Origin of the sequence: Isoptericola halotolerans, assembly GCF_003003075.1 — a bacterium.
GTDB lineage: Bacteria > Actinomycetota > Actinomycetes > Actinomycetales > Cellulomonadaceae > Isoptericola > Isoptericola halotolerans_A.
The window spans coordinates 51,526-73,549 of record NZ_PVTX01000010.1 but is presented as its reverse complement, the minus strand read 5'-3'; the positions used below and the strand labels follow the sequence as shown (position 1 = coordinate 73,549).

The window sequence follows — 22,024 nt, the reverse complement described above, 5'->3', positions numbered from 1 at the left end:
GGTCGTCGGATCAGGCGCCGAGCTGCACCGGGACGCCCGGGTTGCCCGACGGCGGCTCCTTGGAGATCTCCGCGTAGGCGGCGGCGAGCACGGTCGGGTCCGGCCCCTCGAGGCGGACCGGCCGGCCGACGTCGTCCAGCACGACGAAGCGCAGCAGGTCGCCGCGGGCCTTCTTGTCCCGGCGCATCGCCGCGAGGAGCTGGTCCCAGCGGTCCCCGCGGTAGGTGGTGGGCAGCCCGACGGCCGTGAGGATCTCGCGGTGCCGCTCGACGACGGCGTCGTCCAGCTTGCCGCCGAGCCGGCCGAGCTCGGCCGCGAACACCATGCCGACGGCGACGGCGGCGCCGTGACGCAGCTGGTAGCGCTCGACCAGCTCGATCGCGTGGCCGAGGGTGTGGCCGTAGTTGAGGATCTCGCGCAGTCCCTGCTCGGTGAGGTCCTCCCCCACCACACGCGCCTTGACGCGCACCGAGCGCTCGATGAGCTCGGTCAGCACCGCCCAGGTCTCCTCGGTGGCGTCGGCACCGGCCCACTCACGCAGGGCGTGGGCGTGCTCGGCGGTCAGCTCGAGGATGCGCTCGTCGGCGATGAAGCCGGTCTTGATCACCTCGGCCAGGCCGGCGACCAGGTCCCAGCGGTCGAGCGACTCCAGCGCGGCCAGGTCGCACAGCACACCGGCCGGCGGATGGAAGGCTCCCACGAGGTTCTTGCCCTCGGCGGTGTTGATACCCGTCTTGCCGCCCACCGCGGCGTCGACCATGGCCAGCAGCGTGGTCGGCACGTGCACCACCCTGATGCCGCGCAGCCAGGTCGCCGCCACGAACCCGGCGAGGTCCGTCGTCGCGCCGCCGCCGACCGACACGATCGCGTCGGAGCGCGTGAAGTCGGCCTGCCCCATGACCTGCCAGCAGAACGCGGCCACCTGGGCCGTCTTCTGCTCCTCGGCGTCGGGCAGCTCGGCGGCGAACGCCTCGTAGCCCTGGGCGACCAGGTCCTCGCGGACCGCCTCGCCGGTGGCCTCCAGCGAGGCGGGGTGCATCACCAGCACGCGGCGCACGTCCGGGCCCAGCAGCGCGGGCAGCTCGCCCAGCAGGTGCCGGCCGACCACGACGTCGTAGGGCTTGTCACCGTTCACCGTGACCCGGACCGTCATGCCTGTACCTCCTGGTGGATCTGGTCGGCCATCTCGTGCGCCGTGCGTCCGTCCGAGTGCACTCGCAGGGTGGCCAGTCGTTCGTAGGTGGGGCGGCGGGCCTCCATGAGCTCGGCCCAGCGCGCCCGGGGGTTGCCGACGAGCAGCGGGCGGGCCTGGTTGAACCCGACGCGGGGCGCGGCGTGGGCGAGCGACACGTCGAGGAACACGACGACGCCGCCCCCCGCCGCGTAGCCGGTCAGAGCGCTCTGGGTGTGGGCGTCCATCACCGCGCCGCCGCCGAGGGCCAGCACGCCGGCGTGGGTGGCGAGCGCGGTCGTGACGGCCTCGCGCTCCAGCTCGCGGAAGTGCGGCTCGCCGTCCTCGACGAAGATGTCCGCGACGCTCTTGCCCGCCAGCTCCTCGACGTCCGCGTCGGTGTCGCGGAACCCGGTGGCCAGCCGCCGGGCGAGGATCGTGCCCACCGTCGTCTTGCCGCTGCCGGGCGGACCGATCAGCACCAGCCGCGGCTGGGCGTCCGTCATCGCTGCAGCTCCGGGATGGAGGCGAGGTAGGCCTCGGCGTTGCGGCGGACCTCCGCCACCGAGTCGCCGCCGAACTTCTCCAGCGCGGCCTGGGCCAGCTCGAGCGCCACCATCGCCTCGGCGACGACGGCGGCCGGCGGGACGGCGCACACGTCCGAGCGCTGGTGGTGGGCCGTGACGGCCTCGCCGGTGGCGACGTCGACGGTGGCCAGGGCGCGCGGCACCGTGGAGATCGGCTTCATGGCCGCCGAGACGCGCACCACCTCGCCGTTGGACATGCCGCCCTCGATGCCGCCCGCCCGGTTCGAGCGACGCCGGATCCGGCCGTCGGCGTCGCGCTCGATCTCGTCGTGCGCGGCCGAGCCGCGGCGCTGCGCGGTGCGGAACCCGTCACCGACCGCGACGCCCTTGATCGCCTGGATCCCCATGAGCGTGGCGGCCAGGCGCGCGTCGAGACGGCGGTCCGCGTGGGTGTAGGTACCGAGCCCGGTGGGCACGCCGTAGGCGAGCACCTCCACGACTCCGCCGAGGGTGTCGCCGTCCTTGCGGCACGCGTCGATCTCGGCCACCATCGCCTCGCTCGTCGCCGCGTGGAAGCAACGCACCGGGTCGGCGTCGAGGGCCGCGACGTCGTCGGGCGTCGGCAGGTCGGCGTCCTCGGGCACCTCGACGGGCCCGATGGACGTCACGTGGCTCACGAGGCGGACGCCGAGCGCCTGCTCGAGGAACTTCGCCGCGGCCACCCCGAGCGCCACGCGCGTGGCCGTCTCGCGGGCGCTGGCCCGCTCGAGCACCGGGCGGGCGTCGTCGAACCCGTACTTGCGCATGCCCACCAGGTCCGCGTGGCCGGGGCGCGGTCGGGTCAGCGGGCGGTTGCGCGCGATCTCGCGCTCGTCGCCGGTGCCGGCGTCGACCTTGAGCGCCTCGGGCGGCACGGGGTCGGCCGACATCACGTCGACCCACTTGGGCCACTCGGTGTTGCCGACCTCGATCGCGAGCGGGCCCCCCTGCGTCACCCCGTGGCGCAGCCCGCCCAGGACGCGCACGGCGTCCTGCTCGAACTTCATCCGCGCGCCGCGGCCGTAGCCGAGGCGGCGGCGGGCCAGGGCGTCCTGGATGTCGGAGGTGACGAGCTCCACCCCCGCGGGCAGGCCCTCCATCACCCCGACCAGGGCCTGACCGTGCGACTCTCCCGAGGTCAACCAGCGCAGCATGGTCGCGATTCTTTCACGCTCGTCCCGCCCTCCGGGCCGCGTGGCCGGATGCCGGACGTCGCGGGAACCTTCCCGTCAGGCGGCCTCGGCGGTCAGGACGCCCTGCAGGGCCGCGTCCATCGCCGCCACCGGGCCGGGACGGCCGGTCATGAGGCGGACCTGCTCGACCGCCTGGTGCAGCAGCATGCGCTCGCCACCGACGACGGTCCCGCCGGCGGCGGCCCAGGCCCGCGAGAGCGCCGTGGGCCGCGGGTCGTAGACGACGTCCAGCAGCACGCCGGCCGGCCGGTCGCCACGCAGACGCAGCGTGTCCGCGACCGGGTCCGCCGCGTGCGCGGGCATCGTCGCGACGACCACGTCGGCACGGGCCAGCGCCGCCGGCGCGGCGACAGGCTCGAGCACCTCGAAGCGCGGGGTGACACCCATGCGACCCGCCGCCTCCTGCAGGCCCGCCGCGCGGGCCAGGCTGCGCACAAGCACCAGCGGGCTGGTGCAGCCGAGCTCGCCGAGCGCGGCCAGCGTCGACGCGGCGGTCGCTCCCCCGCCGAGCACGACGGCGTCGCGCACCGGCGTCCGGCGGGTGCCGTGCCGCGCGGCCAGGCCCTCACGGATCGCCTCGACGAGGCCGTAGACGTCCGTGTTGCTCCCCGTCAGGGTGATGCCGCCCTGCGACGGGCCGACCAGCACGGTGTTCACGGCGCCGACCGCCCGGGCCAGCGGGTCGACGTGGTCGACCAGGTCCATCACGGCGTGCTTGAGCGGCATGGTGACGCTCAGCCCGGCCCAGCCGAGGTCGAGGCCGCGCACCACGTCGCCGAGCTGCTCGACCGTGGTGTCGACGGCCGTGTACTCCCAGCCATCGAGGCCGAGCGCGTCGTAGGCGGCGGTGTGCAGCACCGGGGACAAGGAGTGGCCGACGGGATGCCCGATGACGGCCGCGCGGCGGGTGGCAGACATCGTCAGCTGTTCTCCGCCATCCACTCTTCGAGCTCCTGGCGATAGATGTTGTGCTGCTCGTTGGTCTCGGAGAACTTGGTCTCGCCCGTCTCCAGATTGACCGCCACCCAGAAGATCCAGTCGCCGTCGGCCGGGTTCATCACCGCTTCGATGGACGATGCACCGGGACTCGCGATGGGGGTCGGCGGGAGGCCGACGTGCGCATAGAGGTTGTACGGATTGTCCGGGTCGTCGAGGTCGGCACGTGTGAGTTCAGTCCCCGACTTCCCCAGCCCGTAGGCCACGGCAGCATCGATCTGCAGGATCATGCCTCGGTCGAGCCGGTTCTGGATCGCTCGCGCCATCTTCGGACGGTCCGGCTCGAACTTCGCCTCGCGTTCGATGAGCGACGCCTTGGTGAGCACCTCCTGCCGGTCGCCGTCGTCCACGCCGAGCGAGTCGAGCTCCGCCTTGGTCTGGTCGACCATCGTCGACAGCAGGTCGACCGCCTCGTCGTCCGGCTGCACGTTGTAGGTCTTGGGGAACAGCCACCCCTCCGGGTTGCCGTCCGCCGACTTGGGGAGCCCGATGGCCTTCGGGTCGGCCAGCGCCTCCTCGAGCTCCTCGCGCGAGAACTCCGTGACCGACGCGACGCGGTCCACGACCTGCTCGACGGTGTAGCCCTCAGGGATCGTGACCTCGGTCTCGATCTTCTCGTTCGCGAGCAGAGCATCGACGGCGTTGGCGGCGCTCATCTGCGTGTAGAGCTCGTAGGTGCCCGGCTGGATCCCCGCGGCGCCCGGCGCGGACTCGAACGCCTCGTTGAACGCGCCCACGCTGGCGACGACGTCCGCGTCGGCGAGCACCTGTCCCATCTGCGAGCCGGTCGCCCCCTCGGGGATGACCACCTGCACGGGATCGGTGCCCGAACCCTCGTAGTCCTCGGGCGCGCTGTTGAAGAGTGCCAGGTCGAAGCCGCTCAGCGAGCCGCTGAGCCGGTCCCAGAAGAAGACGCCGCCGGCACCCAGCAGGCCGAGCAGGACGACCATGATCACGGCGGTGCGCTGCTGGCGGCGGCGCCTGCGCTTGCGCGCCGCGCGCTTGCTCGCCGCCGAGCGGACGCGCGAGGGTGGTGCGGTCGGGCGCTGGGCCGTCGAGTGCTCGAAGAGGTCCGTCACGCCGGGATCATCCTTCGGGTCGTCGGTGCGGTGGTCGTCTGCCGGTCACGCATCGACGTGCTCGCCGGCCCGGTCTGCCGTGGTCCGCTCCACATCGAGTGCATGTTGCAGAATGATAACGGCTGCCGCCTGATCGATCACTGGTCTGTGCTTGGCAGTTTTCTTGCCCGCCGCACGCAGGTGGGCGTGAGCCGTCACCGTGGTCATTCTCTCATCCACCAGGTGCACCGGGACAGGGGCGACCTCCCGGGCGAGCCGGGCGGCGAAGCCCCGTGCGTCCGCCGTCGCCGCCCCCTCGTGGCCGGACAGGTGACGCGGCAGGCCGACGTAGACCACGGCCGCGAACCGCTCGGCCGCCTCGTGCGCGATCCGCGCGACGTCGGCGGTGACGGCCTGACCGCCCTCCGCCGTCGTCGGCACCTTGAGGACTCGCGAGACCGTCTCCACGGGAGAGGCGATCAGCCCGTCCGGGTCGGAGGCCGCCAGGCCGATGCGAGCCTTGCCGACGTCGACCCCGAGCCGGGCGCCACGAGGGAGCTCAGGCACCGACGGCCTCGCGCACCGCCGACGTCACGCCCTCGAGGGCCGCGGGCACCGCGGAGGTGTCCGTGCCGCCGCCCTGGGCCAGGTCCGGCTTGCCGCCACCGCCGCCGCCCAGCGTCTTCGCCGCGGTCTTGACGAAGTCACCGGCGCGAAGGCCGGCGTCGCGGGCACCGGCGTTCGTCGCGACCACCACGAGCGGGCGGTCGTTCGCGACACCGGCCACCGCTACGACCGTCGGGGCGGCGTCACCGAGACGCCCCCGCACGTCGAGCGCGAGCGCCCGCAGGTCGTCGGCCGATCCGACCGTGCCGGCGTCGTGCGCCACCACGCGGACGTCACCGACCCGCGGCGCGTCGGACGCCAGCGAGCCGGCCGCGGCCAGGAGCTGCCCCTGCCGCACGGCAGCGAGCTCCTTCTCCGTCTCCTTCAGGCGCGCCACCAGCGAGCCGACCCGCTCGGTCAGCTCGTCGGGGCGGGCGTTGAGCATGCCGGTCAGCTGGCCGACGAGGGCGTGCTCCTTCGCGTGGAAGCCGTACGCCCCCTCGCCCACCAGCGCATCCACCCGGCGCACGCCCGAGCCGATCGACGACTCGCCCAGCAGCGCGATGCGACCGAGCTCGCCGGTGGCGCGCACGTGCGTGCCACCGCAGAGCTCGCGCGACCAGTCGCCGCCGATCGAGACCACGCGGACGTTGTCGCCGTACTTCTCGCCGAACAACGCCATCGCGCCCAGCTCGCGCGCGGCGGCCAGCGACATCGTCGCGTCCGTCACCTCGAGGTTCTCCGTCAGCCGGGTGTTGACCCGCTCCTCGATCTCGGAGAGCGCGGACGCCGGCACCGCCGACGGCGACCGGAAGTCGAACCGGATGCGGCTCGGGGCGTTCTCGGAGCCCGCCTGCGTCCGGTCCGGTCCGACCATCTCGTGCAGCGCCTTGTGGATCATGTGCGTCGCCGAGTGCGCGCGGCTGATCGCCACGCGGCGGTCCGTGTCGATCGTCGCCGTGCCCGGGTCGCCCAGGGTCACCGTCCCCTCGACCAGGCGCCCGCGGTGCACCGAGAGCCCGGCGACCGGGCGCTGCACGTCGTCGATCTCGACGATGGCACCGGAGTCCAGCGCGATCGTGCCCTGGTCGGCGAGCTGGCCACCGGCCTCCGCGTAGAAGGGGGTGCGGTCCAGGACGATCTCGACGTCGGCAGGGGCGGTGGCCGCCGGTGCCGGGACACCGTCGACCAGGAGTCCCTCGACCTGTACCGCAGCCTGGACGTCGGTGTACCCCAGGAACTCGACCGGCGCGGACAGCTCCTTCTGGAGGCTCTCGTAGGCGCGCAGGTCGGCGTGGCCGGTCTTCTTGGCCAGGGCGTCGGCCCGGGCGCGCTGCTTCTGCTCGGCCATCAACGAGCGGAACGCCTTCTCGTCGACCTGGACGCCCTGCTCGGCCGCCATCTCGAGGGTGAGGTCGATCGGGAAGCCGTAGGTGTCGTGCAGGCGGAACGCCTCGCCACCACCCAGGACCGCAGGGCCACCGCCGGACTCCTGCTTGGCGCGCGACACCGCGGTGTCGAGGATCGTCGTGCCCGAGGCGAGGGTGCGCCGGAAGGCGTCCTCCTCGCCGTAGGCCACGTCGCTGATCCGCGAGAAGTCGGTCTCGAGCTCGGGGTAGGACGCCTTCATCGCGTCCTTCGACACCGGCAGCAGCGCAGGCAGCGCCTCGTCCTCGACACCGAGCAGGCGCACGGAGCGCACCGCGCGACGGATCAGCCGCCGCAGCACGTAGCCACGCCCCTCGTTGGACGGGCTCACACCGTCCCCGATCACCATGAGCGCCGAGCGCACGTGGTCGGCGACCACGCGCATCCGGACGTCGTCTTCCGCCGAGTCGACGCCGCCCGCGCCGTAGCGCTTGCCGGACATCTCCTCCACCGTCGCGATGACGGGGTAGACCTCGTCGATCTCGTAGAGGTTCTCCTTGCCCTGGAGCAGGTAGGCGATCCGCTCGAGCCCCGCGCCCGTGTCGATGCTCTTGTGCTCGAGCTCGCCGAGCAGCGGGTAGTCCTTGCCCTGGCCCTCACCGCGCACGAACTGGTCGAACACGAGGTTCCAGATCTCCAGGTAGCGGTCGCCGCCCGGGTCCACGTTGCCGCCGACGGCCTCGGGCCCGTAGGCGGGCCCACGGTCGTAGTGCCACTCGGCGCACGGGCCCGCGGGTCCCGGCTGGCCCGTGTCCCAGAAGTTCTCCTCGCGCGGCAGCCGCACGATGTGCCGCGGGTCGAGGCCGACGCCACGGGTCAGGGCGTCGTACGCCTCGTCGTCCTGCTCCCAGATCGTGACCCACAGCCGGTCGCCGTCCAGGCCGTAGCCGCCGGCCGACTGCTCCGTGGTCAGCAGGTCCCACGCGAAGTCCACGGCCTCGCGCTTGAAGTAGTCACCGAACGAGAAGTTGCCGTTCATCTGGAAGAACGTGCCGTGCCGCGTGGTCCGGCCCACGTTCTCGATGTCGTTGGTGCGGATGCACTTCTGCACGCTCGCGGCCCGCGGCCACGGGGCGGTCTCGGTCCCGAGGATGTACGGGATGAACGGCACCATGCCGGCGATCGTGAAGAGGATCGTGGGGTCCGGCGAGACCAGGGGGACGCTCGGCACGATCTCGTGCCCCTTGGACTCGAAGTAGTCGAGCCAACGCTTGCGGATCTCGGCGGTGCGCATGGTGTCCTTCGTGAAGTGGTCGTTGGTGCCCGACGACGATCGGGCAGGCCCTGCCCAGGATTATCTCCCGTCGCAGGTGGAGCTCAGAACGAATAGCCGAGCTCGTCCTCGTCGGCGTCGATCTCGGCCTGCGGGTCGGTCGCAGCAGCCGACCCCCGCGAGGCGTCACGGGCCGCGTGGCGACCGTGCGTCGTCTGACGCGCGGCGCGCACATCGTCCGGGTGCACCTGCCCCTCGGCCAGGAGGGCCGCCACGAGCTCCGCCTCACGGGCGTCGCGCGCCGCGCCGAACTCGCTCCGGAACGACGACAGGAACGTACCGGTCCGGCGTGACGCCGTCCGGCCCAGCTCCGTGGCGCGGTCCGCGGCCGCCTCCGGGGTGTAGCGGGCGACGACGCGGCGGCCCTGACGGATGACGACGACCGTGATCGTGACGCCGACGCCCACCCAGAACAGGCGACGGATCACCGCACGTCACCGCCGTCGTCGGCGGACTGCCTCCGCCAGGCCGTGCCGAACGCCTGGCGCACGCCGTAGGAGAACGCCGCCACCTTGATGAGCGGGCGGCCGAGGGTCGAGGCGTACAGGCCCGTGAGGGCCGAGACGTTCTCGCTGACCTCTGCCGCGGACGTCGTGATCGTGTCCACCTTGACCAGCTGCTCGTTGGTCGACGCGACCGTCGTGGCCGCCTCGTCCAGGATCGGCACGGAGTGCTCGGTCAGCTCGCGGATGGATCGCGAGGTCTCGTCGAAGGCCCTGCCCAGCTTCACGAGCGGCACGGCCAGGAAGCCGACGAGCAGCACGAACGCGAAGGCGGCGACCAGCCCTGCCACGTCCCCAGCGGACATCTCTCATCTCCTCGATCGGGTGCTGGGCCACCCTATCCGAGAACGACGGACGCCCCGCTCCCCTGGCGGGGGGGCGGGGCGTCCGGTCGGTGTGCTCGTGGGTCAGCGGGCGTAGTACTCGACGACCAGCTGGACCTCGCAGGTCACGGGGACCTCGGCGCGCTTCGGGGCACGCGTCAGCGTGGCCGAGAGCTTCTCCAGGCTGACGTCCAGGTAGCCCGGCAGCTGCGGCAGCACGTCGCGGTGGGCGCCGGCAGCGGCGACCTGGAACGGCGTGGTGGTCTGCGACTTGGGCTTGACCTGGAGGGTCTGGCCCGGCTTCACGCGGAACGACGGGCGGTCCACGATCTTGCCGTCGACGAGGATGTGACGGTGCGTGACGGCCTGGCGGGCCTGCAGGATCGTGCGGGCGAAACCGCTGCGCAGGACGAGCGCGTCCAGGCGGGTCTCGAGGTCCTCGACCATGACCTCACCGGTCAGGCCGGGGTGCTTGCGGGCGACCTCGTAGACCTTGAGGAGCTGCTTCTCGCGGAGCGCGTACTGCGCACGCAGACGCTGCTTCTCGCGAAGACGCACCGCGTAGTCCGACTCGGTGCGGCGGCGGGCACGGCCGTGCTCGCCCGGGGGGTAGGGGCGCTTCTCGAAGTGCTTGACGGCCTTCGGGGTCAGCGGGATGCCGAGCTTGCGGCTGAGGCGCACCTGGCGGCGCGACTTGGTGACAGCAGTCACGGTTGCTTCCTGTCCTGTCGTGGGATGGTGAGGTCACACCCGAGGCGCACCCGGCCGCGAGGCCGAGGGGGTCGGGTGCGGGACCAGCCGTCGGAGCGAGATGCTCGCAGGGCCGAGGTCCCAGGCGGTCGCCCGCGAGGGCAACCCCACCATCCTACCTCACGCCCTGCTCGCCCTGCTCGCCCGAGAGCAGCGCGCGGACCCGCTCGAGACGTTCGGCGATCTGCCGTTCGTACCCACGATCGGTCGGCTCGTAGTAGCGCCGCCCGACGAGCTCGTCGGGCAGGTACTGCTGCGCGGCGACGCCGTGCGGCTGGTCGTGCGAGTAGACGTAGCCCTTCCCGTGCCCGATCGTCTCCGCGCCGGCGTAGTGGGCGTCCCGCAGGTGCGCGGGGACGACGCCGACCCGACCGGCGCGCACGTCCTCCAGCGCCGCACCGATCCCGGCGTACGCCCGGTTCGACTTCGGCGCGGACGCCAGGTGCACCACGGCCTCGGCAAGGACGATCCGCCCCTCCGGCATCCCGATGAGCTGCACGGCCTGCGCCGCCGCGACGGCCGTCTGCAGCGCGGACGGGTCCGCCATGCCGACGTCCTCCGCGGCCGAGATCACGAGGCGCCGCGCGATGAACCGCGGGTCCTCCCCCGCCGCGATCATCCGCGCCAGGTAGTGCAGGGCGGCATCGACGTCGGAGCCACGGATCGACTTGATGAACGCGGAGACGACGTCGTAGTGCTGGTCGCCGTCGCGGTCGTAGCGCACCGCCGCGACGTCGACGGCCCGCTCGACCGCGGCGAGGTCCACCGTGACCGCTGCACCGGGGTCCGGCGCGCCGTCGTCCGGTACGTCGCTCAGCACGGCACCGGCCGCCGCCTCCAGGACCGTCAGCGCCTTGCGGGCGTCGCCGCCGGCCATCCGCACCAGCTGGTCCTCGGCGTCGTCGGCGAGGACGACGGCGCCACCCAGGCCACGCTCGTCGGTGACGGCACGCCGCACGAGCGCCCGCACGTCCTCGGCCCCGAGCGGCTTGAGGGTCAGCAGCAGGGACCGGCTGAGCAGCGGGGAGTTGACGGAGAACGACGGGTTCTCGGTCGTGGCCGCCACGAGGGTCACCCACCGGTTCTCCACGCTGGGCAGCAGGGCGTCCTGCTGCGTCTTGGAGAACCGGTGCACCTCGTCGATGAACAGGACCGTCTCCTCGCCGCCCGTGGCCAGCCGGCGGCGGGCGTCCTCGATGACCTGACGGACGTCCTTGACGCCCGCGGTCACGGCGGAGAGCTCCACGAAACGGCGGCCGGAGCTGGTGGCCACCAGGTAGGCGAGCGTCGTCTTGCCCACCCCGGGCGGGCCCCACAGGATCACGGAGCCCGGCGCGGCCCGACGAGCCGACTCGTCGGCGGGCTCGACCAGGCGGCGCAGCGGCGAGCCGGGCACGAGCAGGTGGGACTGGCCCGTCACCTCGTCGAGTGCGGAGGGGCGCATGCGGACCGCGAGCGGTGCGCCCGGACCCGGCCGCGTCGTCACCGGGGTGCCGTGCTGACCGGTGATCGCGGTGTCGAACAGGTCCATGCTCCCCAGCCTACGGACGGCCACCCACACCGCGGGCCCGTCCCACCGGTCCCGCGCTGTGACGAACCGCTCCCCTCCGGTCGCGGCAGGGCCGGCCCGAGCCGCCGGGCGGACCGGCTGCGCACGCTGCCGGCCCGCCCTGACGAGCGTCAGGCGTCCTGCTCGCCCTTCTTCTCCGGCTCCGCGTCGACGCCGGCCTCCTTGCGCTGCTCCGGCGAGATCGGCGCGGGCGCCTTGGTCAGCGGGTCGTAGCCGCCGCCCGACTTCGGGAAGGCGATGACGTCGCGGATCGAGGGCGACTTCGTGAGCAGCGCCACGATGCGGTCCCAGCCGAAGGCGATCCCGCCGTGCGGCGGCGCGCCGAACTTGAACGCGTCGAGGAGGAACCCGAACTTCTCCTGGGCCTCCTCCGGACCGATGCCCATGACGTCGAAGACCCGCTCCTGCACGTCGCGCTGGTGGATACGGATCGACCCACCACCGATCTCGTTGCCGTTGCAGACGATGTCGTAGGCGTAGGCCAGCGCCTCGCCCGGGTCCGACTCGAAGCGGTCGAGCCACTCCGGCTTCGGCGACGTGAACGCGTGGTGCACCGCCGTCCAGGCGGAGTCGCCCAGCGTCACGTCCCCCTCGGCGGCGGCCTCCCCGGTGGGCTTGAACAGCGGGGCGTCGACGACCCACACGAAGGACCAGGCGTCGTCGTCGACCTGGCCGGTCCGCTCGGCGATCTCGACGCGGGCGGCGCCGAGCAGAGCGCGGGAGTCCGTCGTCTTGCCGGCCGCGAAGAACACGGCGTCACCGGGCTGCGCGCCGGTCGCCTCGGCCAGGCCGGCCCGCTCGGCGTCGGAGAGGTTCTTCGCGACGGGGCCGCCGAGCGTGCCGTCCTCGGCGAACGTCACGTACGCGAGGCCGCGAGCGCCGCGCTGCTTGGCCCAGTCCTGCCACGCGTCGAACTGGCGCCGTGGCTGCGAGGCGCCACCGTGCATCACGACGGCGCCGACGTACTCGTTCTGGAACACGCGGAAGGGCGTCTCGGCGAAGTAGTCGGTGAGCTCGACGAGCGGGTTGGCGAACCGCAGGTCCGGCTTGTCGGTGCCGTAGAGGCGCATCGCGTCGGCGTAGGTGATGCGCTCGATCGGTGTGGGCACCTGGACGTCGACGAGCTGCCACAGCGCGACGAGAAGCTCCTCCGTCAGCGCGATGACGTCGTCCTGGTCGACGAAGCTCATCTCGACGTCGAGCTGGGTGAACTCCGGCTGGCGGTCGGCGCGGAAGTCCTCGTCGCGGTAGCAGCGGGCGATCTGGTAGTAGCGCTCGACGCCACCGACCATGAGGAGCTGCTTGAACAGCTGCGGCGACTGCGGCAGCGCGTACCAGGAGCCGGGCGCGAGGCGGGCCGGCACGAGGAAGTCGCGAGCGCCCTCGGGCGTGGACCGGGTGAGCGTCGGCGTCTCGACCTCGACGAACTCGTGGCCGTCCAGGACCCGGCGGGCGGCCTGGTTGACCCGCGAGCGCAGGCGCAGCGCGGCGGCGGGCCCGGGACGGCGCATGTCGAGGTAGCGGTGCGCGAGGCGGGCCTCCTCGCCGATCTGCTCGGTCTCGGCCAGCGCCGTCGAGACCTGGAAGGGCAGCGGCGCGGACTCGTTGAGGACCACGACCTCGGCGGCGATGACCTCGACCTCGCCCGTGGCGAGGTTGTCGTTCGCGTTGCCCTCGGGGCGGCGGGAGACCTCGCCGGTGACCTGCAGGACGAACTCGGCGCGCAGGGGGTGCGCCACGGCCTCGTCGCGGATGACGACCTGGGCGATGCCGGAGGCGTCGCGCAGGTCGATGAAGGCCACTCCTCCGTGGTCCCGGCGGCGATCGACCCAACCCGTGAGGGTGACGGTCTGGCCGATGTGCTCGGCCCGCAGTGAGCCGGCCGTGTGGGTGCGGAGCACGAAGTGGTCCTTTCGAACGGGATGTTTGCGGCTGCCGGTGCCTGAGGGCGTCCCGGCGTGGGCGCGCGCGACGCCCGTGCCATCCTACTGGGGCACCGCACCGTCACCGCGAGGAGATCACCATGGCCCGCCAGATCGCGACCAACACCACCGTGACCCGCGACGAGCTCGTCGAGTTCCTGCGCTCGCGCCGCAACGGCGTGCTCGTGACCACCCGGGGCGACGGCCGCCCCCAGCTCAGCCCGGTGACCTACGGCATCGACGCCGCCGGCCGGATCGTGGTCTCCACGTACCCGGAGCGCGCGAAGGTGACGAACCTGCGCCGGCGTCCGCAGGCCTCCTTCATGTCCCAGGGCGAGGACTTCGGTGACGCCTGGGTGCAGGCGGACGGCACCGCGGAGGTCCTCGACCTGCCGGAGTCCGTCGAGCCGCTGGTGGAGTACTACCGGGCGGCCGCCGGGCAGGAGCACCCCGACTGGGACGAGTACCGCGCCGCGATGGTCGAGCAGGGCAAGTCGGTGGTGCGCCTCACCATCGAGCGCTGGGGACCGATCGCGACCGGCGGCTTCCCGGCGCGCCTGGTCGACCAGGCCTGAGGCTCAGCCCGGGTGCGGCGGGCGGGTCATGGCCCATGCCGGCGGGCCGTCGCCCAGCCGGTAGCGGGCCACGACGTCGAACCCTCGCCGGGCGTACCACTCGACGTTGTCGGGACTGACGGTGTCCAGGTGCGTCGGGATGCGCGCGGCGTCGGCGTGATCCGTGACGCGGCGCACCGCCGCAGCGCCGTAGCCCTGCCCACGACGCTCGGGGGCGGCGCCCAGGGCGTTGAGGTAGGCGTGGGTGCCCTCGGGCCGGTGCTCCCTGGTCTCGGCCAGGCCGGCCCCGACCGCCGCCGCGTGGTCCGGGCCGACGACGGCGCTCAGGTACCCGCCGACGGTGGGCAGCGTCACCGCGGCCGGGGGCGGTTCGACCGACTCGACCACCCGCCAGAGGGCCACCGCGGCCGGGGAACCGTCGTCGGCGGCGACCACGTCGACCTGTCCGGCCGCCTCGTACGCCTCGACGAGGAGGCCCATGAAGACGGCGAGCGCCTCCGTCCTGCCCGACGCCTCCGGGAAGACCCACGAGAACATCGGGTCCTCCGCGAAGGCGCGTGCGAGCAGGGTGCGCACGGCCGGGACCTCCGTCATGGCGTCACCCTAGCCGTCCGTCAGCACTCTCAGAAGAGGACCTGCTCGACGCCCGCGCCGGCCACCTCGAGCCCGGTGCCGTCACGAGGCATCCCCGCCACGGCGCCTCCCGTCGTGGTCTCGACCATCGATCCGGCGGGATAGTCGCCCTCGTCGTGCGGACGGAGCTCACCGTACCGGCCGGTCGCGCCGGATCCCGAGCGGTGCCCGGCCGGGCCGAACCCGCGTTCGTCGAGGAGCGGTCTCACCCGCTCCCACAGCCACTCGCGGTAGGCCTTCAGGGCGTAGGTGCCACGTGTGAAGACGCGTTCGTACCCGGCCACGAGGTGCGCGTGGTCCTGCTGGAGCCACTGGAGGTACCACTCGCGCGTGCCGGGCTTGAGGTGGAGCGGGACCACCGTGACACCGGTCGCCCCGGCGTCGGCGACGGCGTCGAGCAGGCGTCGCAGGTGGTCGGTGGAGTCCGTGAGCCAGGGCAGGACGGGTGCCACCATGACGCCGCAGGGCAGGCCCGCGGCACGCACCGCCCGGACGAGGTCGAGCCGGGCACGGGGCGTCGGCGTACCCGGCTCGACCGCCTGCTGCAGCTCTTCGTCGGCGAACGCCAGGGAGACGCCGAGGCCCACCTCGACGCGCTCGGCAGCGCTGGCGATCAGCGGCAGGTCGCGCCGCAGGAGCGTGCCCTTGGTGAGGATCGAGAACGGCGTACCCGAGTCCGCGAGCGCCGCGATGATGCCCGGCATCAACCGGTAGCGTCCCTCGGCGCGTTGGTACGGGTCGGTGTTGGTCCCGAGCGCGACGGCCTCGCGCCGCCAGGACGGACGGGCCAGCTCTGCCCGCAGCACGTCGTCGACGTTCGTCTTGACCACGACCTCGGAGTCGAAGTCCTTGCCGGCGTCCAGGTCGAGGTACTCGTGCGTCGGGCGGGCGAAGCAGTTGTGGCTGATCACGCCGTCGGCGACGAAGTCACCGGTGCCGGTCGTGATGTCGACCATCTCCTGCTCGTACCCGAGGTTCTCGACGCCGACCACCCGGAGGTCGGCCGAGGACCTGACGACGTCCCCGATGATCGCGAGCTGCCGCGCGGCAGCGACGTCGCGGAAAGACCTCGGCATGCCCTGACCGAAGCCCATCAGGTGGTCGTCCACCGCCAGGAACGATCGCGGCGCTTCGCCGGGGCCGTTCGAGGCGACGTGCTTCCACCCGTGATCGCGCGCGAGAAACCTGTGGTCTGCGCTGGCGACCAGCTCGGTCCCGTCGGCAAGAGCCACGCGGTACGCCGTCCTGACCGTCGGCCACCTCGCGAGCACCTGGGTCGTGACGTAGCGCCGGTCCGTGCCGTCGAGCTCGGTGCCCACGACCAGGTCTCCGACCACGACCTCACGGATCGGTTTCTGCCGGCCATCGGCCAGGAGCACCGGCGTCTCCGGACCGAGGCAGTAGCGGCAGGCATGGCTGCACCCCCGGTACGGGTTGACCGTCCAGCCGAACGGCATGCGGGACGCCGCCGGCACCTTGGACAACGCGCTCTTGGCCAGCACCTCGTGGAAGGTGATCCCGGCGAAGTCGGGTGTGCGCACGCTGCGGACCAGGCCCGCGCGCGCCAGGCCGGTCCGGTCGAGCCCGGGCAGAGCGCCGTCGTCGGCGGTGATCGATTGCGCGTCCCATCTCACGCCGCCATTCGAACACGTGTTCCATCCAGCGTCAACGGCCGGTACCTCTTGAGGTCACCACGGAAGACCATGTCGCCGGGCACGCGGAGCAGCATCTGGGGACTCACCTTCCACCGCGGCACTCCCAGGTCGCAGACGCCTGCCGAACGCAGGACGTGGTAGACGAACTCCGAGCAGACGAACCTCGTGCTGCTCTCGGAGCCTCGCCCGACCAGCCCGGCGTGGTTGTACGAGTACGCGCCGCTGTCGAGCACGAACCGCGCGACCTGCGCGCCGACCACGTCGCGCTGCTGCGCGGTCACCGGGACCTCGATCACCGCGCCGGGCAGCACCGGCATGCGCCGGTACAGCTCGTCGTCGATCCGCTCGCGCTTGAAGCAGCCGACGAAGGGATTGCCGGCGCGACGGCGCCCGAAGCTGAACATGTGCTCCAGGTCCGGGTCCAGGGCGAGCGCCGCATGCGTGAACTCGGCACCGGTGGCCCACCGGATCGCGCGGGACAGGACGGTGGTGCTGCATGACAGGACGACGTAGACGTTCACGCGAGGGACCCTATGCCGCACACCGTCGCATCATGCCTGGTCAGCACCAGAATCAGGGAGATCTCAGGGGCGGTCTCAGGGTCTCGGCGGCAGCGCTCCGGGCATCCACCGATCAGTTCCGGCCCGCAGGACGGTCCACCCTCACGAGCCGGCCCGCGGCCGGCGGCCCGGAACCCGCCTCACCCAGGAGACCACCATGCCCACCGTCCACCACGCGTTCAGCGGCTTCTCCGTCGACGACCTCGACACGGCCGAGGCCTTCTACCGCGACGCCCTCGGCCTCACCGTCCGGCGCACGCCGATGGGGCTGGAGCTCGACGTCACGGGAGGTTCCGCCGTCTTCGTCTACCCCAAGGGCGACGCCCACGAGCCCGCCTCGTTCACGATCCTCAACCTCGTCGTGCCCGACGTCGGCGCGGCGGTCGCGGAGCTCGCGGGGCGTGGTGTGGAGCCCCTGCGCTACCCGGACTTTCCGCACGACGAGGACGGCGTCGTCCGCAGCACCGACCCCGCGGACGGCCCCACGATCGCGTGGTTCACCGACCCGGCCCGCAACGTGCTGTCGCTCATCGAGGAGTGAGCCGTTCGGTCACCCGGCGGCGGGCACGACACGCGGCCACAGGTCGTCCGCCGGGGGCTGCCACGTCGCCGGGTCGGCCTCGACCTGGTCGCCGGAGCGGATGTCCTTGACCTGGTGCTGCGCACCGGGGAACCACACGAACGGGATGCCGCGGCGGTCGGCGTACTTGATCTGCTTGCCGAACTTGGCCGCCGACGGCGCCACGTCCGTCGGGATGCCGCGCTCGCGCAGCGCGGCGGCCACCGCGTCGGAGGACGCGCGCGACTCCTCGTCCGAGACCGCGACCAGGACCGCCGTCGGCACGCCGCGCGTGGCCGTCAGCAGCCCGGCGGACAGCAACCTCGAGACGAGTCGCGAGACACCGATCGACAGACCCACGCCTGGGTACGTGTTCTTGCCGTCGGAGGCCAGGGTGTCGTACCGGCCGCCCGAGCAGATCGAGCCGAGCTCCTCGTGGCCGACCAGGAGCGTCTCGTAGACCGAACCGGTGTAGTAGTCGAGGCCACGGGCGATCTTCAGGTCCGCGACGACGACGCCCGGCGCACGCGTCGACGCCGCCTCGATCAGCGCCGACAGCTCGCCCAGACCGGTCTCCAGGAGCTCGGTGCGCGCACCGTGCTGGTCCGCGAGGGCGTGCACGCGGTCGATCACCCCGACGTCCGTGCCGCTGATGGCCGCGAGGTCCAGGCACGCCCCGGCCTGCTGCGGGCTGGCACCCTGCTCCGCGACGAGGAGCTCGGCCACCCGCTCGGGCCCGATCTTGTCCAGCTTGTCGATCTGACGCAGGACGCCCTCGACGTCCTCGATGCCGAGACCGCGGTAGAAGCCCTCGGCCACCTTGCGGTTGTTGACCAGCACGCGCACCGCGGGCACCCCGACGTCGCGCAGGGCGCCGAGCGCCTCGGCCATGACCAACGGCAGCTCGACCTCGTAGTGGTACGGCAGCTCGCCCGCTCCCACCACGTCGATGTCCGCCTGGGCGAACTCGCGGAACCGGCCGTCCTGCGGGCGCTCGCCACGCCAGACCTTCTGGATCTGGAACCGCTTGAACGGGAAGGCGAGGCGACCGGCGTTCTCCAGCACGTACCGGGCGAACGGGACCGTGAGGTCGAAGTGCAGCCCGAGCTGCTTCTCGGCCGACCGCGAGCCGGTGTCCTCGGCCTGCAGCCGGTCGAGCACGTAGACCTCCTTGGAGGTCTCTCCCTTGCGCAGGAGCTGGTCCAACGGCTCCACCGCGCGCGTCTCGATACCGGCGAACCCGTGCAGCTCGAACGTGCGGCGCAGCACGTCGAGCACGTGCTGCTCCACGACGCGACCGTCGGGGAGCCATTCGGGGAAGCCGGAGAGGGGCGTGATGCGAGCCATGCGCCGATCTTCCCAGATCCGGGCGCCGGCCGCGGACACCGCCCGCCCGTCGTCTCAGCCGCCGAGGAACGGGTTGGTCGCGAGCTCCTGACGCACCGTCGTCGTCGGCCCGTGGCCCGGCACGACGCCCAGCTCCGGCTCGAGGGCCCCGACCACGTCGCGCAGCGTGGCGAGCATCGCGTCGACGTCCGCCCCGGGAAGGTCGGTGCGCCCGACGCCTCCGGCGAAGAGCACGTCACCGCTGAGCACCACGCCCGGACCCGTCGCTCCCGGGACGAGGTAGAGGGTCGACCCCTCGGTGTGCCCGGGCGCGTGCACCGCGCGCAGCCGCACGTCGCCGGCCACCAGGTCGGCGACGGGCCCTTCGAAATCCTCGACCGCGGAGGGCGCACGGTAGTCACGGGGCGTGCGGCCGAAGTCCGTCAGGGCCTGGACCAGCGCGTCGCTGACGGCCGTCGCCGGGGCGTCGAGCTGCCCGCCGAGGCCGATCGTCCCGAACGGGTCGCTCACCCGGTAGACGTCGGCCGCGTGGAGCCTGAGCGGGACGCCGTACGTGCCGCAGACGTCGGCTGCGTCCCAGGTGTGGTCCACGTGGCCGTGCGTGGCGAGCACCGCCCGCGGGACGAGGCCGTGCGTGTCCACGACCTGGGCCACCCCGGCGGCGGTACCGGCGCCCGCGTCGACCACGACGCAGTCACGCCGGCCGTCGGGGCGCTCCACGTCGGCGACCACCACACAGCAGTTGGTCCCGAAGACAGGGGCGACGACCACGTGCACGTCCATGGCGGTACCGTAGCCGCCCTGCGTACGGCCGCGCGCAGGAGCCCGGGGCTCCCCGTCGGCCCCGCGTCGGCCCCGCGTCGGCCCCGCGCAACGGTGCTCGGGCGGTTGACCAGCGCCGCGAGCCCTAGACTGTCGCACGCGCACAGTTCCGCGTGCGCGCACGGATCGAGAGGGGACGAGCCACGGTGGCGCCCAGCAAGCGCGAGCGCGAGTACGCCCGGAAGCGTCAGGCGAAGTGGGAGGAACGGCAGCGCGAGAAGCGAGAGCGCCGTCGTCGGATCGGCGTGATCGTCGCGATCCTCGCCGTCTTCGCCCTGGTCGCCGGCGGGGCGGTCGTCGCGGGGATGTCCGGTTCGCAGGCCGGCGACACCGCAGCCGACGCCCCGACGGGCACCGCGTGCCCGGCCGTCTCGACCGACGCGCGCGACGGCGGCACGCTGCCCGACCCGGCTGCCGCCGAGGGCCGCACCTGGGAGGTCTCGCTCGACCTGTGCGTCGACGGGACCACGGAGACCGTCGCGCTCGAGCTCGACGGCGAGCGCGCCCCCCAGGCGGTCGCGAGCTTCGTGTCGCTGGCCGAGCAGGGATACTTCGACGCCACCGCGTGCCACCGCCTGGTCACCCAGGGGATCCACGTGCTGCAGTGCGGCGACCCGACGGCCAGCGGCACCGGCGGGCCGGGCTACTCCTACGGTCCGGTCGAGAACGCCCCCGCCGACGACGTCTACCCGGCGGGCACGCTGGCGATGGCACGCCGCGGCGGCGACGCGGAGTCCATGGGCTCACAGTTCTTCCTCGTCTACGAGGATTCCACCATCCCGTCCGACGCCGCCGGCGGGTACACGGTGTTCGGCACCGTGACGTCCGGCCTGGACGTTGTCCAGGCAGTCGCTGACGCGGGCACGACCGACGGAGCCGCGGACGGCTCCCCGACGAGCCCCGTCATCATCGAAGGAGTTGAGACCCAGTGAGCGAGAGCACCCCCGGCTCGAACGGACCCGACCACGTCGAGGATCCTGCCGAGCAGGCGCAGGCCGAGACTCCTCCCAGCGAAGCCCCGGCGGGCGACGACGAGGCCAGCGCGGCCCCCGCTCCGCAGCCCGCACCGCCCAAGCCCGGCGCGCCCAAGCCGTCTGCGCTGCGCCGCCCCAAGCCGTCCGCCGTCCCGGCCGCGGCACCCACCACACCGGTCGCCCCCGTGGCGCCCGTCGTCCACGACGCCGCCGAGGAGGCGGCCGCCGGGAACTTCGGCCGGGTCGACGACGACGGCACCGTGTACGTGCGCGAGGCGGCGGGCGAGCGCAGCGTCGGCCAGTACCCCGGGGTCGCCGCCGACGAGGCGTTGAGCCTCTACGTGCGCCGGTACCTCGACCTCGTGGCCAAGGTCGCGCTGTTCGACACCCGCCTCGACAGCGCCGACCTGTCCGTGCGCGAGATCGACCAGACCTTGTCGAAGCTCGCCGAGGAGACGGCCGAACCAGCCGCCGTCGGCGACCTGGACGCGCTGCGGGACCGCGTGGCAGGGCTGCGGGACCGTGCCGCCGAACGCCGCAAGCAGCTCGATGCCGAACGCGCGGCGGCCAAGGACCGCGCGGTCGAGGCCAGGACCGCCATCGTCGAGGCCGCCGAGAAGATCGCGGGCACCGACCCGGCCAAGATGCAGTGGCGTCCCGCGGGCGAGGAGCTGCGCGGGCTGCTGGACCAGTGGAAGGACGCGCAGCGGCACGGTCCGCGCATCGACCGGCCCACGGAGGAGGCGCTGTGGAAGCGGTTCAGCCACGCGCGCACCGCCTTCGACCGCGAGCGCCGGCACTTCTTCGCCGAGCTCGAGCAGCGCAACACCGCCGCGAAGGCCACGAAGGAGCGCCTGGCGGCCGAGGCGGAGGCGCTGCAGCACTCGACCGACTGGGGGGCGACGGCAGGCGCCTACCGCGACCTCATGACGCAGTGGAAGGCGGCCGGACGCGCCAACCGCAAGGACGACGACGCCCTCTGGGCCAGGTTCCGCGCGGCGCAGGACACCTTCTTCGGCGCCCGGGACGAGGCGAACGCCGCCATCGACGCCGAGTACGGCGAGAACCTGAAGGTCAAGGAGCAGCTGCTGGTCGAGGCGGAGGCGCTCCTGCCGGTCACCGACCTGGCGTCCGCCAAGGCCGCCCTGCGCGACATCCAGGACCGTTGGGAGGATGCCGGGAAGGTGCCGCGCGGCGACATCCAGCGGGTGGAGGGCCGGCTGCGTGCCGTCGAGAGCGCCGTGCGGGAGGCCGACGACGCGCGCTGGAAGCGGACCAACCCCGAGACGCAGGCGCGCGCCGAGGGTGCGGCGGCCCAGCTCGAGGACGCGATCGCCGGTCTCGAGGCCGAGCTCGCCGCAGCCCGGGAGTCGGGCGACCGACGTGCCGCCGAGGAGCTCGAGACGGCGATCGCGGCACGTCGCTCCTGGCTCGAGCAGGTCGTCCAGGCGGCCGAGGACTCGCGGGGCTGACGGCTCCACACCGTGGTGGACGCCGTCGTCCACAGCGGTGCGCTCCGGCACGGCAGACGGGGGACGCG

21 protein-coding genes are annotated in these 22,024 nt (G+C 73.0%); 4 read left to right on the top strand and 17 right to left on the bottom strand.

Annotation, left to right across the window (positions count from 1 at the left end; translation table 11 throughout):
• Positions 1-10: 10 nt before the first annotated feature.
• From aroB to aspS, 12 genes are all read right to left on the bottom strand, one after another.
• Positions 11-1,153, bottom strand: coding sequence for a 3-dehydroquinate synthase (gene aroB, locus BCL65_RS14400; RefSeq protein WP_106269195.1), 1,143 nt, complete (start codon positions 1,151-1,153; stop codon positions 11-13).
• Positions 1,150-1,677, bottom strand: coding sequence for a shikimate kinase (locus BCL65_RS14395; RefSeq protein ID WP_106269194.1), 528 nt, complete (start codon positions 1,675-1,677; stop codon positions 1,150-1,152). Before BCL65_RS14395 ends, aroB begins: the two co-directional genes overlap by 4 nt.
• On the bottom strand, positions 1,674-2,891 hold the full coding sequence (gene aroC, locus BCL65_RS14390) for a chorismate synthase (protein WP_106269193.1): 1,218 nt from the start codon (positions 2,889-2,891) through the stop codon (positions 1,674-1,676). The genes BCL65_RS14395 and aroC overlap by 4 nt, the downstream gene beginning before the upstream one ends.
• A gap of 75 nt (positions 2,892-2,966) precedes the next feature.
• Entirely contained in the window at positions 2,967-3,848 is an 882-nt protein-coding gene (locus BCL65_RS14385) for a shikimate dehydrogenase (RefSeq protein ID WP_106269192.1), read from the bottom strand.
• Positions 3,849-3,850: 2 nt separating this feature from the next.
• On the bottom strand, positions 3,851-5,005 hold the full coding sequence (gene mltG, locus BCL65_RS14380) for an endolytic transglycosylase MltG (protein WP_106269191.1): 1,155 nt from the start codon (positions 5,003-5,005) through the stop codon (positions 3,851-3,853).
• Positions 5,006-5,050: 45 nt separating this feature from the next.
• Positions 5,051-5,551 carry a Holliday junction resolvase RuvX gene (gene ruvX, locus BCL65_RS14375; protein ID WP_106269190.1) on the bottom strand — a complete coding sequence of 167 codons (501 nt, stop codon included), beginning with the start codon at positions 5,549-5,551 and terminating at the stop codon, positions 5,051-5,053.
• Positions 5,544-8,252 (bottom strand): alanine--tRNA ligase, encoded by a 2,709-nt coding sequence (alaS, locus tag BCL65_RS14370; protein ID WP_106269189.1) that lies wholly within the window; start codon positions 8,250-8,252, stop codon positions 5,544-5,546. Before alaS ends, ruvX begins: the two co-directional genes overlap by 8 nt.
• 83 nt (positions 8,253-8,335) lie before the next feature.
• Complete coding sequence (locus tag BCL65_RS14365) at positions 8,336-8,719, bottom strand: hypothetical protein (protein ID WP_243401075.1); 384 nt, start codon at positions 8,717-8,719, stop codon at positions 8,336-8,338.
• The gene (locus tag BCL65_RS14360; protein ID WP_106269188.1) at positions 8,716-9,099 is read right to left on the bottom strand and encodes a DUF948 domain-containing protein; all 384 of its coding nucleotides are present in this window, start codon (positions 9,097-9,099) and stop codon (positions 8,716-8,718) included. The genes BCL65_RS14365 and BCL65_RS14360 overlap by 4 nt, the downstream gene beginning before the upstream one ends.
• 102 nt (positions 9,100-9,201) lie before the next feature.
• A complete protein-coding gene (gene rpsD, locus BCL65_RS14355) occupies positions 9,202-9,828 on the bottom strand; it encodes a 30S ribosomal protein S4 (protein ID WP_106269187.1) in 627 nt (208 codons plus the stop codon).
• 154 nt (positions 9,829-9,982) lie between these two features.
• Positions 9,983-11,398, bottom strand: a complete 1,416-nt coding sequence (locus BCL65_RS14350; protein WP_106269186.1) for a replication-associated recombination protein A — start codon at positions 11,396-11,398, stop codon at positions 9,983-9,985.
• 149 nt (positions 11,399-11,547) lie between these two features.
• On the bottom strand, positions 11,548-13,338 hold the full coding sequence (gene aspS, locus BCL65_RS14345; RefSeq protein ID WP_106269185.1) for an aspartate--tRNA ligase: 1,791 nt from the start codon (positions 13,336-13,338) through the stop codon (positions 11,548-11,550).
• Between the two features lie 122 nt (positions 13,339-13,460).
• On the opposite strand from aspS, the gene BCL65_RS14340 reads away from it, so the two are divergent.
• Positions 13,461-13,934: a PPOX class F420-dependent oxidoreductase gene (locus BCL65_RS14340; protein ID WP_106269184.1), complete on the top strand. Its 474-nt coding sequence runs from the start codon at positions 13,461-13,463 to the stop codon at positions 13,932-13,934.
• 3 nt (positions 13,935-13,937) lie between these two features.
• Here the strand turns inward: BCL65_RS14340 and BCL65_RS14335 are convergent, their stop codons facing one another.
• From BCL65_RS14335 to BCL65_RS14325, 3 genes are read right to left on the bottom strand one after another with little or no spacing between them, the layout of a single operon-like run.
• On the bottom strand, positions 13,938-14,528 hold the full coding sequence (locus BCL65_RS14335) for a GNAT family N-acetyltransferase (protein ID WP_106269183.1): 591 nt from the start codon (positions 14,526-14,528) through the stop codon (positions 13,938-13,940).
• A 29-nt stretch (positions 14,529-14,557) separates the two neighbouring features.
• Entirely contained in the window at positions 14,558-16,201 is a 1,644-nt protein-coding gene (locus tag BCL65_RS14330) for an Rv2578c family radical SAM protein (protein ID WP_106269182.1), read from the bottom strand.
• On the bottom strand, positions 16,198-16,743 hold the full coding sequence (locus BCL65_RS14325; RefSeq protein WP_106269181.1) for a hypothetical protein: 546 nt from the start codon (positions 16,741-16,743) through the stop codon (positions 16,198-16,200). Before BCL65_RS14325 ends, BCL65_RS14330 begins: the two co-directional genes overlap by 4 nt.
• A 196-nt stretch (positions 16,744-16,939) precedes the next feature.
• On the opposite strand from BCL65_RS14325, the gene BCL65_RS14320 reads away from it, so the two are divergent.
• Positions 16,940-17,323, top strand: coding sequence for a VOC family protein (locus tag BCL65_RS14320; protein WP_106269180.1), 384 nt, complete (start codon positions 16,940-16,942; stop codon positions 17,321-17,323).
• 9 nt (positions 17,324-17,332) lie between these two features.
• Here BCL65_RS14320 and hisS read toward each other — a convergent pair whose 3' ends face one another.
• Entirely contained in the window at positions 17,333-18,688 is a 1,356-nt protein-coding gene (gene hisS, locus BCL65_RS14315; RefSeq protein WP_106269292.1) for a histidine--tRNA ligase, read from the bottom strand.
• A gap of 54 nt (positions 18,689-18,742) precedes the next feature.
• Positions 18,743-19,471 (bottom strand): MBL fold metallo-hydrolase, encoded by a 729-nt coding sequence (locus tag BCL65_RS14310; RefSeq protein ID WP_106269179.1) that lies wholly within the window; start codon positions 19,469-19,471, stop codon positions 18,743-18,745.
• 185 nt (positions 19,472-19,656) lie between these two features.
• On the opposite strand from BCL65_RS14310, the gene BCL65_RS14305 reads away from it, so the two are divergent.
• Both BCL65_RS14305 and BCL65_RS14300 read left to right on the top strand, forming a co-directional pair.
• On the top strand, positions 19,657-20,442 hold the full coding sequence (locus BCL65_RS14305) for a peptidylprolyl isomerase (RefSeq protein WP_106269178.1): 786 nt from the start codon (positions 19,657-19,659) through the stop codon (positions 20,440-20,442).
• Complete coding sequence (locus BCL65_RS14300; protein ID WP_106269177.1) at positions 20,439-21,956, top strand: DUF349 domain-containing protein; 1,518 nt, start codon at positions 20,439-20,441, stop codon at positions 21,954-21,956. Before BCL65_RS14305 ends, BCL65_RS14300 begins: the two co-directional genes overlap by 4 nt.
• Positions 21,957-22,024: the final 68 nt, after the last annotated feature.

Excerpts from the sequence above, each read along its gene's own strand:
- aroB (WP_106269195.1), bottom strand. The coding sequence starts at position 1,153 with ATGACGGTCCGGGTCACGGTGAACGGTGACAAGCCCTACGACGTCGTG.
- BCL65_RS14395 (WP_106269194.1), bottom strand. The coding sequence starts at position 1,677 with ATGACGGACGCCCAGCCGCGGCTGGTGCTGATCGGTCCGCCCGGCAGC.
- aroC (WP_106269193.1), bottom strand. The coding sequence starts at position 2,891 with ATGCTGCGCTGGTTGACCTCGGGAGAGTCGCACGGTCAGGCCCTGGTC.
- BCL65_RS14385 (WP_106269192.1), bottom strand. The coding sequence starts at position 3,848 with ATGTCTGCCACCCGCCGCGCGGCCGTCATCGGGCATCCCGTCGGCCAC.
- alaS (WP_106269189.1), bottom strand. The coding sequence starts at position 8,252 with ATGCGCACCGCCGAGATCCGCAAGCGTTGGCTCGACTACTTCGAGTCC.
- BCL65_RS14360 (WP_106269188.1), bottom strand. The coding sequence starts at position 9,099 with ATGTCCGCTGGGGACGTGGCAGGGCTGGTCGCCGCCTTCGCGTTCGTG.
- BCL65_RS14350 (WP_106269186.1), bottom strand. The coding sequence starts at position 11,398 with ATGGACCTGTTCGACACCGCGATCACCGGTCAGCACGGCACCCCGGTG.
- BCL65_RS14340 (WP_106269184.1), top strand. The coding sequence starts at position 13,461 with ATGGCCCGCCAGATCGCGACCAACACCACCGTGACCCGCGACGAGCTC.
- BCL65_RS14335 (WP_106269183.1), bottom strand. The coding sequence starts at position 14,528 with ATGACGGAGGTCCCGGCCGTGCGCACCCTGCTCGCACGCGCCTTCGCG.
- BCL65_RS14320 (WP_106269180.1), top strand. The coding sequence starts at position 16,940 with ATGCCCACCGTCCACCACGCGTTCAGCGGCTTCTCCGTCGACGACCTC.
- hisS (WP_106269292.1), bottom strand. The coding sequence starts at position 18,688 with ATGGCTCGCATCACGCCCCTCTCCGGCTTCCCCGAATGGCTCCCCGAC.
- BCL65_RS14310 (WP_106269179.1), bottom strand. The coding sequence starts at position 19,471 with ATGGACGTGCACGTGGTCGTCGCCCCTGTCTTCGGGACCAACTGCTGT.